The organism is Candidatus Nitronauta litoralis, from assembly GCA_015698285.1.
Classification (GTDB): Bacteria; Nitrospinota; Nitrospinia; order Nitrospinales; family Nitrospinaceae; genus Nitronauta; species Nitronauta litoralis.
Genome location: CP048685.1, coordinates 179,434 through 192,600 on the forward strand (window position 1 = coordinate 179,434; position 13,167 = coordinate 192,600).

At 47.6% G+C, this 13,167-nt stretch carries 13 protein-coding genes; 6 read left to right on the plus strand and 7 right to left on the minus strand.

The features are described 5' to 3' along the window. Positions 1–6 precede the first annotated feature (6 nt). Entirely contained in the window at positions 7–750 is a 744-nt protein-coding gene (locus G3M70_00775) for an NTP transferase domain-containing protein (protein ID QPJ60499.1), read from the minus strand. Then, positions 732–998, minus strand: coding sequence for a Fis family transcriptional regulator (locus tag G3M70_00780; protein QPJ60500.1), 267 nt, complete (start codon positions 996–998; stop codon positions 732–734). Before G3M70_00780 ends, G3M70_00775 begins: the two co-directional genes overlap by 19 nt. Before the next feature lie 277 nt (positions 999–1,275). Here G3M70_00780 and mtaB point away from each other — a divergent pair, with 277 nt between their 5' ends. The 5 genes from mtaB to smpB all read left to right on the plus strand — a co-directional run bounded on the left by mtaB (position 1,276) and on the right by smpB (position 6,274). Further along, positions 1,276–2,598 (plus strand): tRNA (N(6)-L-threonylcarbamoyladenosine(37)-C(2))-methylthiotransferase MtaB, encoded by a 1,323-nt coding sequence (gene mtaB, locus G3M70_00785; GenBank protein QPJ60501.1) that lies wholly within the window; start codon positions 1,276–1,278, stop codon positions 2,596–2,598. Beyond that, complete coding sequence (locus G3M70_00790; protein ID QPJ60502.1) at positions 2,586–3,368, plus strand: SAM-dependent chlorinase/fluorinase; 783 nt, start codon at positions 2,586–2,588, stop codon at positions 3,366–3,368. Before mtaB ends, G3M70_00790 begins: the two co-directional genes overlap by 13 nt. A gap of 7 nt (positions 3,369–3,375) precedes the next feature. After that, positions 3,376–4,701: a cytochrome ubiquinol oxidase subunit I gene (locus tag G3M70_00795; protein QPJ60503.1), complete on the plus strand. Its 1,326-nt coding sequence runs from the start codon at positions 3,376–3,378 to the stop codon at positions 4,699–4,701. Then, the gene (locus G3M70_00800) at positions 4,698–5,708 is read left to right on the plus strand and encodes a cytochrome d ubiquinol oxidase subunit II (protein ID QPJ60504.1); all 1,011 of its coding nucleotides are present in this window, start codon (positions 4,698–4,700) and stop codon (positions 5,706–5,708) included. The genes G3M70_00795 and G3M70_00800 overlap by 4 nt, the downstream gene beginning before the upstream one ends. A gap of 107 nt (positions 5,709–5,815) precedes the next feature. Continuing rightward, positions 5,816–6,274, plus strand: a complete 459-nt coding sequence (smpB, locus tag G3M70_00805) for an SsrA-binding protein SmpB (GenBank protein QPJ60505.1) — start codon at positions 5,816–5,818, stop codon at positions 6,272–6,274. Here the strand turns inward: smpB and G3M70_00810 are convergent. Genes G3M70_00810 through G3M70_00830 form a run of 5 tightly spaced genes read right to left on the minus strand, consistent with a single transcriptional unit; the run spans position 6,271 to position 11,370 of the window. After that, the gene (locus G3M70_00810) at positions 6,271–7,206 is read right to left on the minus strand and encodes a DMT family transporter (protein ID QPJ60506.1); all 936 of its coding nucleotides are present in this window, start codon (positions 7,204–7,206) and stop codon (positions 6,271–6,273) included. The genes smpB and G3M70_00810 overlap by 4 nt on opposite strands. 27 nt (positions 7,207–7,233) lie before the next feature. Beyond that, on the minus strand, positions 7,234–7,860 hold the full coding sequence (gene hisH, locus G3M70_00815; GenBank protein ID QPJ60507.1) for an imidazole glycerol phosphate synthase subunit HisH: 627 nt from the start codon (positions 7,858–7,860) through the stop codon (positions 7,234–7,236). Beyond that, a complete protein-coding gene (hisB, locus tag G3M70_00820; GenBank protein QPJ60508.1) occupies positions 7,861–8,448 on the minus strand; it encodes an imidazoleglycerol-phosphate dehydratase HisB in 588 nt (195 codons plus the stop codon). An 11-nt stretch (positions 8,449–8,459) separates the two neighbouring features. After that, positions 8,460–10,466: a 1-deoxy-D-xylulose-5-phosphate synthase gene (gene dxs / locus G3M70_00825; protein QPJ60509.1), complete on the minus strand. Its 2,007-nt coding sequence runs from the start codon at positions 10,464–10,466 to the stop codon at positions 8,460–8,462. 13 nt (positions 10,467–10,479) lie between these two features. Beyond that, positions 10,480–11,370, minus strand: a complete 891-nt coding sequence (locus G3M70_00830) for a polyprenyl synthetase family protein (GenBank protein ID QPJ60510.1) — start codon at positions 11,368–11,370, stop codon at positions 10,480–10,482. Between the two features lie 462 nt (positions 11,371–11,832). Between G3M70_00830 and G3M70_00835 the strand changes: the two genes are divergently transcribed. Further along, entirely contained in the window at positions 11,833–13,158 is a 1,326-nt protein-coding gene (locus G3M70_00835; GenBank protein ID QPJ60511.1) for a sodium:proton antiporter, read from the plus strand. The last annotated feature ends 9 nt before the right edge of the window (positions 13,159–13,167 follow it).

Consider the following 13,167-nt stretch of genomic DNA (forward strand, 5'->3'; position numbering starts at 1 on the left):
TGTTTCTTAGAAGTTTTCAGACAACAGCTGTTCGGCGCGGTTTAGATCGTCAATGGAGTTGATGCCCAAAATTTCATTGGCATCTTTTTTTGGTATCGCCTGAACCAAATGCCCGGACTTCAGAAGCATTTGGACAGTGTCCGTCAGGTAAAATTCTCCCTGGACATTTTCAGGCTTGATATCAGTTAAAGCCTTGAAAAGTAAACCCTTTTGAAAACAATAAACCCCCGAATTATATTCGTCAACAGTTTTTTCCATTGCTGTGGCATCACGGTGTTCCACAATTTTTAGTACGTTCCCTGCATCATCACGAATCACCCGGCCAAAATCTTTGTTCTCTTCTGCTTTCAGACTGAGAAACGTGCAGGCAGTCTGTTTTTCCCGATGAGCTTCCAGCAGGAATTTGAGTGTATCCGGTTTGATGAGCGGCATATCCCCACATAAAACCAGTACATCCCCTTCAAAACCGGCCAGGGCTTTTTCACTTTGCATTACAGCATGCCCCGTCCCCAGTTGTTCCTCCTGCAAAACGTATTCAATATCCGGGCTGTTTATTTCCCGTTTGACTTCCTCCGCCTGATACCCAACTACCAGAATAACCCGCATTGGCTCCAGACTCGACACTTGATTTAGCACATGCTCTAAAAGAGGTTTCCCATCAAGAAGATGCAAAACCTTGGCTAAACCAGATTTCATCCGGGTTCCCTTGCCTGCCGCAAGAATGACAACTGCTAGGTTTTGGTCTCGCATTTAATCCGGTAATCCTGAATTTTTTTTCGGAGGGTGTTGCGGTTGATGCCCAGAATGGTTGCGGCCTGTGTCTGATTCCCATTAGTAGCTTCCAGGACGATTTTAAGCAGGGGTTTTTCCACGCCTGTAAGGATTAATTCATGCAAGTGCCCGTTTTGTTGGCAATCCATCTTCTCAACATATTGCTTCACTGTTTTATGAAGCCACTTGTCGAGAAAATTATGGACTTCCTTGTGATCCTTTTTCATGACGGGTCGCGAGCTTGGGGAGGAACTGGAAACGGTCGCTCATGCTAACAAACTACTCCATGCGGGTCAACCTGTACCGGGTGTCCTTTGAGGGCTTAAAAGCGGTTGATTCCCCTGTCACTCCTGGCCTATGATAAAGGTCAGCTTTTTCAATAAACACGGGGTGGAATACGCTTGGGCAGGATGATTGGCATTATCCGTTCGCAGGCACCAAAATGCCGCAATAATATTTCACAACTTTGAATTTTCTCCAGAGAATCTGTTTCAAGGATAACTTATGAAAGTCGCTTTTACCACGCTCGGTTGCCGTACCAACCAAAATGACACAGCAGAAATGCAAACTGTTCTGGAACAGGAAGGGTTCACTGTGATCAACCCGGATGAAAAGGCAGACATATACGTCATCAATTCCTGTACGGTTACGGCAAAAAGTGATGCCACCTCACGGCAGGCGATCAAGAAATCCCTGGCTATTAACGAAAATGCCATGGTCGTGTTCACTGGTTGTTATTCTCAAAACCAGCCGGAGGAAGTGGCAGCTCTTCCGGGACTCGACATTCTGCTCGGCAACGCAAACAAGCTGGAAATCGGCCATGCCATTAAAAACCGCCTCAACGCCATGCGGCAAGAAGATGAGTTCGGGCTGCCTCTTGTTCATATGTCAGATATTACCGAGCAATGGGATTTCAAGCCTATCCCAGTTGCAGAGTTCCAGGGACGCACCAAGGCATTTATCAAAGTCCAGACCGGGTGTGATGAAAAATGCTCCTTTTGCACAGTGGCCAGAGCACGTGGACGCTCCATCAGTGACAGCCGAACCAATATTCTGAATAACGTGAGCCACTCAATAAAAACCGGGTTTCGCGAAATCACTCTTACCGGTATCAACCTGGGCACCTGGGGTGCCGATTTCGAACGGCAGGAGTCATTTTCTTCTCTGGTTGAAGAAATTCTCGACCTGCAAGGCGATTTCCGCGTGCGATTGAGCTCCATCAATCCGATGGAAATAGAAGATTCATTAATCGACCTGATGGCTAAAAACGAAAGACTATGCCCGCATCTTCACATCCCCCTGCAAAGCGGAAGCGATTTTATTCTGGAACGGATGCGCCGCAACTATCGTTCCGCAGACTACAGGCGAGTGGTTGAGCTGGCCGCATCAAAAATTCCAGACCTTGGATTGGGTGCGGACATCATTGTCGGGTTCCCTGGAGAAACCGAACAACATTTCGAAGAAACTCTTCGTTTGGTGGAAGAACTGCCTTTCACTTACCTGCACGTGTTTTCCTATTCACCACGGAAAGGAACCGAATCGTATCCCTTTAAAAATGATATACCCAAAACGGAAAAAAAACGCCGTAACAGATTGCTCTCTGAAATTGCACAAGAGCGGGCGATTGCCTTTCGCGAGCGGATGGTTGGGCATGAGGTATCGGTTTTGGTAGAAAGCAATCGACATCCAGAGACAGGAGAACTGCGAGGTCACACGGAACACTATATTCCCACCACCCTGAAAGGCCCGGACGACCTGATGAACCAGATTGTTCCAGTGACGCTCCAATCCGTAACCGGACAGGAAGCTGCCGGATGTCTCGCCTGATCACACTCACCACCGACTTTGGACTATCCGACCCCTTTGTGGGTATCATGAAAGGCGTGATCTTCGGCATTGCTCCAAAAGCAACATTGATAGACTTGACCCATGATATTGAGCCACAGAATATTCAACAAGGAGCATTGGTGCTTTCGTCCGCAGCCCCTTACTTTCCCAGAAAAACCATCCATCTTGCGGTAGTCGATCCGGGTGTGGGAACTTCGCGTCATCCCATCGTAGTGGAAACGCCTGAAGCAATTTTTGTTGGACCCGATAACGGTCTTCTTTCTCCAGCATTTTCTAACAATGCGACCACATACCAGCTGACACAATCCGAATATTTCCTGGAATCATTTTCCAATACATTTCACGGACGCGATATCTTCGCACCAGTAGCCGCCCATATAGCAACTGGAGTATGGCCATCGAGAATGGGCAAAAAACTGGACGAACCCATCGTACTTGACCTTCCACGCCCGGAGCAAAACAAAACTTGTCTACGTGGTCAGGTCATTTATGCCGATCATTTTGGCAACCTCACTACAAATATTTCAGAAGATGACTTGAAACAGTGTCTCCCTAGCAAACCTCTCGTGTTGAAAGTCGGGAGAAGAACTTTGAAACAGATTTCTCGCTCTTACGCGGATTGCTCTAAAGGCAAAGCCGGTTTTCTTCTCAATAGCTGGAACGCTATTGAAATTTTTGTTCGCGACGGCAATGCACAACAACAGCTCAAAATAAAACCGGGGACCCAGGTCACACTGCAGTCTTCCTGAAAGAAACATGATAGATCTTCTTGCCGCCCGATCACAGATGGCCATCTCACTTGGCTTTCATATCATCTTTGCCTGCATCGGAATGGCCATGCCATTCTTCATGTCGATGGCCCATTGGCGCTGGCTCAAAACCCGCGACAAGCTTTATTTGAACCTCACCAAGGTCTGGATGCGCGGGGTCGCTATATTCTTCGCCATGGGTGCAGTTTCCGGAACAGTTCTCGCTTTCGAACTCGGCTTGCTATTTCCAGGCTTCATGGAAAAAGCTGGACCCGTCATCGGTCTTCCTTTTGCCTGGGAAGGCACCGCCTTTTTCCTTGAGGCCATTGCACTTGGGTTTTACCTCTATGGCTGGAACAAAATCAATCAATGGGTTCACTGGGCAGCAGGACTCGCTATGGGAGTTTTTGGAATCGCCTCAGCTTTTTTTGTTATCTGTGCAAATGGATGGATGAACAGCCCCACCGGGTTCGATATCGTCGGCGACAAATGGACCAACATTGACCCCATCGCCGCCATGTTTAACCCGGCGGCTTTACAACAGGGCATCCATATGTCCATCGCAGCTTTTGCTGCCACAGGTTTCGGAGTCGCAGGCATTCATGCTTTCCTCCTGTTTCGCGAAAGGCAGGACAGGCTTCACGCAGCAGCCATTAGAATCGCTCTGATTTTTGGAACAACGGCTGCTCTATTACAACCCATCAGTGGAGATCTCAGCGCGAAGATGGTCGCTGACACGCAACCGGAAAAATTCGCCGCGATGGAATCTCATTTTAAAACTGAAAAAGGCGCAGGATTACTAATTGGCGGCATACCCCTTGAAGATGAACGGCGTGTCATTTTGGGCCTTCGCATTCCCGGCATGTTGAGCTTTCTTGCCCATGGCGATTTTGATTCCGAGGTGACAGGGTTGGACGCTTTTCCTGAAGAAGATTGGCCCCCGGTAATTGTCGTCCACGTTGCATTTCAGGTCATGGTAGGAATCGGCTTCCTTCTAGCAGGTCTTTCGCTGCTCTATTTATTCATTCGCTGGAAAAAACAACAACTGCTAGACCACCCCTGGTTTCTTTTGCTTTTGATTGTCTGCACCCCAATAGGGTTTATTGCAGTCGAGGCAGGGTGGGTCGTCACAGAAGTCGGGCGACAACCCTGGGTGGTGTATAAAATATTGCGAGTCGCGGATACGGTAACGCCAATGCCAGGGCTTTGGATTCCCCTGCTATTATTCACGGGAATGTATGTTGCTCTCACGGCTGTTGGGGCCTGGCTAATGGCACGACAGATCAAATCCGTTCGTGGTCTTGCTCCAGAAAGTGAAAAGGACGGTTTATGATTGAGTTCATCGCCCTGTTCATGGGTATTTCCATCTGGCTTTATTGTTTACTCGGTGGCGCAGACTTTGGGGCAGGCATTCTGGAGTTGTTTACACCCAAAGCGATGCAAAAAGAACAACGCAAGGTCGTAAACAAAGCCCTCAGCTCGGTTTGGGAAGTCAACCACATCTGGCTGATTCTGGCACTGGTGATTTGCTTCAACGCTTTCCCGAAAGTCTGGGCACAGATTGCCATCACCTTTCATATTCCCCTCACCATCATGCTGATGGGTATTGTGTGTCGCGGTTGTGCATTTACTTTTAGACACTACGATGCCTACAAAGATGAGTCCCAGATTTATTACAACCGGTTTTTTACTTTGTCCAGCCTGCTCACTCCATTCAGTCTGGGCCTGGTAGCGGGCGGACTCATTCTGGGGAGGATCAACCCAGCAGCTACCAGCTTCAATACAGCCTATATCGCCCCCTGGTTTAATCTTTTTTCTTTCACTCTCGCCATCTTTCTTTGCATTCTGTTTACTTATTTAGCTTCCGTATATCTTGTGGGAGAAACAAGTGACCAGAAGTTAAAATCTTTTTTTATATTCCGAGCCAAACGATGGATGACCGCTTCCATAGTGGTGGGAGGCGCGGTTTTTATCACAGGCTGGTTTTCGCATTCCGACCTGTTCCAACGGTTCCTGACCAGCCCGGTCAGTCTGTTTTGTGTGGGCTTGACCACCTTACTGCTGATCCCTGGCTGGATCGCCTTAAACGAAAGGGCCATCTGGATCCCCCGGGTCATTGCTTCAGGACAATTCACACTGATCGTTCTGGGATGGTATAATGTCGAGTATCCGTACCTCATCCCGCCGTCACCTCAATTCGGTTACCCGGGTTTGACCTTGTACGATGCAGCAGCCTCGGGGGCTGTACTCAATAGCCTGGCCCTCGCTCTAATTATTGGATCCCTTTTAATTTTTCCATCAATATTTTATCTTTTTAAAGTTTTTAAGGTCCGAACCTGATTAGCAGCTAAAAGGCTTCCAGACATTTTTTTTGACACCAGGGTTTACAGGTACCTGCGCGTTAAAATACCCGGAAACATTTTCTTAATTTCAGGAGTCCCCTTCCAATGGAAGGAATAAAAATCATCTGCCAGAATAAAAAAGCACGGCACGAATACCATCTCGAAGACCGTTTTGAGGCTGGGCTTGTATTAGTGGGAACTGAGGTCAAGGCCCTCAGGGATGGACGCGCCAATCTGGTGGACAGCTTTGCCGAATTTGAGGGCGGGGAAGCTTATCTTTACAATTGTCATATCAACCATTACTCACCCGCTCACCAGTTCAATCACAATCCGACACGAAAGCGGAAACTGCTCATGCACAAGTCGGAGATTTCACGTTTAATTGGCAAAACCCGTGAACGGGGCACCAGTCTGATCCCTCTTAAACTTTACTTTTTACGAGGCCGTGTAAAAGTAGAGCTCGCTCTGGCGCACGGTAAAAAGCTACACGACAAGCGGGAAACTCTTAAACGTAAAGAAGCAGAAAGAGAGATGTCGCGTGCGATAAAATCGTTCAACCGTTAGGTTGTCGAGGGGGTTTCCTCTAATTTTGGTTGCTGATGAAAGCGGATGACCACAATAACACCCCCGATCGCAGTGACTGCACCAAGGTATCCCAACATAGAGATTGACTCAGGCCGAATCCATTCCGGAAACAACACGGGTGCCATCTGCATCAGGAACATGGTGATAAAGGGATTGAGGGCAACGATAACACTGATCAGTGATAGGGGTATGTACTTGATTGCTTCGGTCAAGCAACCATATGCAAGCAGAGTATTGATCCCAAGAACAACCATCAAGACACCACCGGTATTAGAGACGCTGTTAAAATCATTCCAATCAACAAGTCCTACTAACACCAACGCCGCAGTACCATAAACCAAAAGATTGAGTTCTTGTGATGAATAGCGGTCCTGCAATTTTTTCTGCAAGGCCATGTAAACTGCCCAGGTTAACGCAGCCAGCGTGATAACCATATTCGCTTTAAAATAAAATTCGTTTCCACTGAGGCTTCCCGCCTGTTCATTGAAAAAAAAACTGAACCCGATCCCCGCCAGTATCAATCCTGTCACCTGAAGTCGATTGATAGTTTCATTAAAATAATAGACTCCAATTAAAACCAGCATCACCGGCGCACTCTGAATCACAACGGCTGAATTGGATGGACTGCTCAGTCGAATCCCTTCCATAAACAAAAAATAGTTTGCTGCCAGACATACCGCAGACAGCAATCCGATAACCGGAGGTTTCCTTAAAATAATCCAGGGCTTTACACTTCGCGCCCATAAAATCGCAAACAAGACAAGGAACGCAAAAGTGAATCGGAACCAGACGACCGTCCCCGATTTAAATTCATGAAGGGCGGCATCCATGAGTATCGGCAACATTCCCCACAAGGACGCAGTGACGCTGGCAAACCCTACTCCCTTGACAAATCGGGATCGGGGTGACATTTCACTCGTGCCTGACACTTGTGTATTCTAAATTAACTTAGAAAAGTTTTTAAGAATGGCCAGACCCAGCGTTTGACTTTTTTCAGGATGAAACTGAAAAGCAAAAAGGTTTTCGGTATGAATTCCCGAGACAAAATCAATCCCATATTGCGTTGTGGAAGCTATGATGTCTTTATTGTCCGGAACGACATGAAAAGAATGCACAAAATAGAAATAAGACTCAGGGGGGATTCCTTCAAGAAGCGGGCATGAGTTTTGAAACCTTAACGTATTCCACCCCATATGAGGAACTTTCAGTGAAACTCCATTCTCTGATTTCTGCCCCTCATCAAACCGCACCACACGGCCAGGCAACATACCAAGGCCAGGAACATTGCCAAATTCTGAGCTTTGTTCAAATAAAAGCTGCAACCCCAGGCAGATCCCCAGAAAAGGCTTTCCGGATTCTATGAATTTGCGAATTTGAGGGATAAGATCGAGTTCTTCAAGATTGTGCATACAATCCTTGAAGGCCCCGACTCCGGGCAAAACCATGGCATCGGCATTGAGAATTGTATCCGGGTTGCGCGTCACCTGGGCAGGGACGTCTACTGCTTCGAACGCCTTTTGAACTGACCGCAGATTGCCCATGCCATAATCAATAATGGCAATCATTCAGAGCTTCCCTTTAGTGGACGGAATATCCTGGGAACGTGGGTCGAGGGAACAGGCCTGGTCGAGCGCACGGGCAAATGCCTTGAATGACGCCTCGACAATGTGATGGAGATTGCTCCAGTAGGGGGAATTGATGTGGAGTGTCACACCACTGTTGGCTGAGAACGCCTGGAAAAATTCGGGGACCAGTTCAACATCAAATTGTCCGAGCTTTGACTTTGGCAGGTCAAGATTAAAGACAAAAAAGGCTCTTCCACTGATATCGACAATCACCTCGGCCAATGCTTCATTGAGCGGGATTTTAGCCTGGGAAAACCGGCGAATACCGCGTTTGTCACCCAACGCTTTCAGAAAAGCTTCTCCAAGCGTGATCCCGATATCTTCAACAGTGTGGTGGAAGTCAATATGCGTGTCACCTTTGGCCCTCACAACCAGATCAAAATGGCCGTGCTTGGCGATTTGCGACAACATGTGATCTAAAAAGGGAATGGGAGTTTCAATATCCTGTTGACCCGTGCCGTCCAGGTTGATGGAAACTTCGATATCCGTTTCAGAAGTAGTGCGTTTTACTTGTGCCTGGCGTTCCATCAGATGATGACTTATATTCCAATATTAGTTGGCTTTTTGACAGGGGCCGTTCCCGATTCGCTTTTGGCGTCGACCGAGATTCCATTTCCATTCCCTTGCCCATTCGAATCCTGAGTAGCAGTTGTCGCTTCAGGGTTCACTACATTCTGGTAAAAACTCCGTATCGCTACAGTGAGCGTTTCTTCGTCCAGGCCCAGATCCTTACGGATAATTTTTGGCGCACCGTGTTCGACCACGATATCGGCGACTCCAAATGTTTTTACATTGAGGGGTTGATCAACAATATGATCATGCAGGGATTCGAGAACAGCAGAGCCAAACCCGCCGGGCCGCGAATGTTCCTCGACGGTTACCATACATTTCGTTTTGAGCGCATACTCGATCATCAGTTTTTCATCAATCGGTTTTGCAAACCTAGCGTTGATAAACGCGACACTGTGTCCCTCGGCTTCAAGGTTTTTCACAACCTCACGACACCGGGGAACGACATGACCAAATGCCACTACGGCGATATCCGTTCCATCCTGCAACACCTCACCCTTCCCGATTTCCATTATTTTCATTTCAGGGTTGAGGTCCAGTCCTTCACACGCATCTCTCGGAAACCGGATCGCTGCAGGCCCTTCATGATAAATGGAGGTCTTCAGCATATCGCGCAATTCGTTTTCGTCTTTCGGGCCCATAATGATCATGTTGGGCAAGGTTCGCAAATAGGCAATATCGTAGAGCCCCTGATGCGTAGCCCCATCTTCCCCAACGATGCCAGCCCGATCCATAGCAAAGGTCATGGGAATATCCATTAAACAGACATCGTGCACAACCTGATCGTAGGCTCGCTGGAGAAAAGTCGAGTAGATCGCTGTCACAGGGCGCAAACCTTCCAGCGCCAAAGCACTGGCAAAGTCGACCGCGTGCTGCTCGGCCATCCCGACATCAAAAGTACGCTCCGGAAACACTTTTCCAAATTTCGAAATCCCGGTGCCATCCGGCATGGCCGCAGTAATGGCAACGATATCCTCATCCTCACGCGCAAGTTCAATGAGCGCTTCGGCAAAAATTGCGGTATACGCAGGGTTCGCTTTCTTCTTATGAAACTCTCCGGTTTCGATATTAAAAGGTTTGGCGCCGTGCCAGATATCCGCCTTTTCCTCAGCGACCTTGTATCCCTTACCTTTTCGAGTGATCACATGCATCACGGTGGGACCCTCAAGATCCTTAATATTTTCGAAAGTTTCAATCAGTCCCTGCGTGTCATGGCCGTCTATGGGTCCTATATATCGGAGCCCGAGGTCTTCAAACAATCTGCCTGGAATAAAAATCCCCTTGATGGTTTCGTCCAGTTTGTGGGCATACTTGGAAATTTCTTCTCCGATTCCCGGTATAGCCAGAAGAACTTCATCCACTTCTTTTTTGATCCGGGTCATCCACTGTCCGGTCATGATCTGACTGAGATGTGCTGAAAGCCCGCCAACATTGGGAGCGATCGACATTTCATTATCGTTGAGGACAACAATCATATTGGATTTGATATGTCCGGCATGATTAAGTGCTTCAAATGCCATACCTGAAGTAAGGGAACCGTCACCGATGACAGCAACCACCTTGTTATCCTGTTTTTTTATTTCATTGGCTTTTGCAAATCCCAGCGCAGCCGAAATTGAAGTGCCGCCATGCCCGGTATTCCAGCAGTCATGTTGGCATTCCTCACGTTTAGTAAAGCCGGACAAACCTTGGTATTGCCGCAAGGTATCAAACCTTTTATTTCTACCCGTCAGGAGTTTATGGACATAAGATTGATGTCCAACATCCCAGACAAACTTGTCAGCAGGAGTGTTGAAAACGTAATGCATGGCAAGGGTTAATTCCACAACACCCATATTGGATCCCAGATGGCCACCGGTCTTGGAGATCGTTGAAAGCAGCCGGTCACGGATTTCACCAGCCAGAACTTTCAACTCTTTCTCACCAAATTTCTTGATGTCGGCTGGGCTCTCGATTTTATCGAGGTATTGGGTCATGCAATCACCCTGGTTAAAATGTGCGTTCTACAAAAAATTGTCCGATTCCCCTTAATGGGTCGGCTCGATGGTCAAAGGTGTCGAGACAAGCTATTCCCTCTTCAACTAACTGCTCGGCCTTTGCCTTTGAAGCTTCCAGGCCAAACATGGCCGGGTAAGTCGCTTTATCTTTGTCTTGATCACTCCCCACATCCTTACCTAATTTTTCCTGATCACCCGTGATATCCAGGATATCGTCAATGATCTGGAAGGCCAGTCCAATGTGAGCTCCAAATCGGGACAAAGCCCCCAACTCAACCTCTGAAGCCTGGCTCAGTATCGCACCGGCCCTTATACAGGCTTTAAAAAAGAACCCTGTTTTGTAGATGTGGATGTACTCAAGTGTGTCTGCATCAATGGCCTCCCCCTCGGATTCCAGATCCACCACCTGACCGCCGATGACACCGGTTGAGCCAAGAGCCCGGGCCAGTTCATTGGCCGCCCGCAGGATGTTTTTGTGCGGGATGTTCTCCATCATGACCGCCTGGGTCATGAGTATGAAGGATTGAGTCAACAACCCATCGCCGGACAATATTGCGATGGCTTCGCCAAAAACCTTATGATTGGTGGGTTTCCCGCGCCGAAGGTTATCATTATCCAGTGCGGGCAGATCGTCATGAATCAGGGTGTAAGTGTGCAGGAACTCCACCGCCACCGCAAAGGGCAAGACCTCATTACGGTCACCCCCAACCGCCTCTGCTGCAGCAATCAACAACGCAGGGCGCAACCGCTTCCCACCAGCGAATACGCTGTAGTGCATTGACTCATGAATGCTTTCCGGGAAAGTCTTCTGGCCGGGCAGAAATTGACCAATAGACTGGTCAATAAACTCTTTACATTCGGATAGGTATTGCTTGGCGGGCAAATTGACTCCCTTTGCCTAATGGAAATCCGAGAAAACCACGGTCAAAACCGTCAGCATCCTAACGAAAAAATAGTAGCACAAAATCCTTGGCAGTCAACCTTATTCGGGGTCCCCAAATACCCCAAAGCTATTATTTTTTCAATGGTTGGACTGCCTTTGCCCCTGAGCCCCCTACCCTGAAACCCCGTTAAACGCCCCTAATTATGTGCGAAAAAACATTTCTCATTTTTACCCCTAAAACCAGTACCTTATGCAAGATTGACCTGTCTATATCTTTTAAAATCCAGTTTTAATTCTTCATTCTGGCTTAATTTAAGGCAACTTTTCATAGACAAACCCCGCGTTTTGCTTTCAAATTGAGTGTGAATGCCGAAATTTCGGTTTTTTCAGATTTTCATTACCTTTATAATCGGGATTATTCAGAGCTATTTAATTGTTTTGAAATGAGATAAGGAGTTTAGAATGACCACAGCCTGGGTCGGATTCCTCTGTTTGGCTATTTTCATTTTCAGTTACTCACTGGTTATTGCAGAGGAGCATATTCATTTACGGAAGTCTAAACCTGTCATTGTTGCAGGCTGCCTCATGTGGATGTTCATCGGGATTTATGAACACGGCCACAGTGGAGGACATGCCCATGAGTATATCGTTGAATTGATAGCAGAAATTGGAGAGTTATTTTTCTTTCTTCTTGCTGCCATGACTTATATCAACACACTTGCAGAACGCAATGTGTTCAATACTCTCCGTACCTGGCTGTTGTCACGGGGGATGGGATTCAAAAAACTGTTCTGGGCAACCGGAACAATCGCCTTCTTCCTTTCTCCGCTAGCCGACAACTTGACCACAGCACTTTTACTTGCAACCGTTGCCTTGGCGGTAAGTGGAGGTAATGGCAGATTCATTTCCATGTCTTTCACAAATATCGTGGTAGCAGCCAATGCCGGCGGAGCCTGGAGCCCCTTTGGCGACATCACAACCCTGATGGTCTGGACGGCCGAAAAGGTCCCGACAATGCAATTCGCATATTTAATGATCCCTTCAATTGTCAACTGGCTGGTGCCGGCATCCATAATGTATATGTTTCTACCGGACGAACACCCGGAAGTGACTAAAGAAAAAGTCACCATGAAACCGGGAGCCAAGGTAGTGATTGTGCTCGGTATCTCGACGATTGCGACAGCTGTCAGTTTTCATCAGTTTCTGCATCTACCACCCTTTATGGGGATGATGCTGGGACTCGGTGTTCTCATGCTCTTCGGTTACTACCTTAAACGCTGGGGTGACAGATCACATCTTGATTCCCTGGGAATTCCTAAAGACCATCAGGAAGAGGTCAGTCACACCTTTGATATTTTTAAAAGCATTGAAACAGTCGAATTTGATACGTTGCTGTTTTTCTTCGGTGTCCTTAGCGCAGTAGGTGCCTTGCAATACCTGGGTTACCTGGCCCTGGTCAGTGAAACACTTTATGTCGATCTGGGTCCAACGACTGCCAACATCATCGTTGGTGTGTTGTCTGCCATAGTGGATAACATTCCTGTCATGTACGCAGTCCTCAAGATGGACCCCACCATGGGGCTCGACCAATGGCTGCTCATAACACTGACCTGTGGTGTCGGGGGTAGTTTATTGTCGGTAGGTTCTGCAGCCGGAGTTGCCGTAATGGGTGTGGATAAGAAAAACTACACTTTTATGTCGCATTTTAAATGGGCCTGGGCGATTGCTTTGGGTTATGCCGCCAGTATTTTCGCCTGGTGGATGGTGACCGGGTCCATAAGAACTTAAAAAATAATA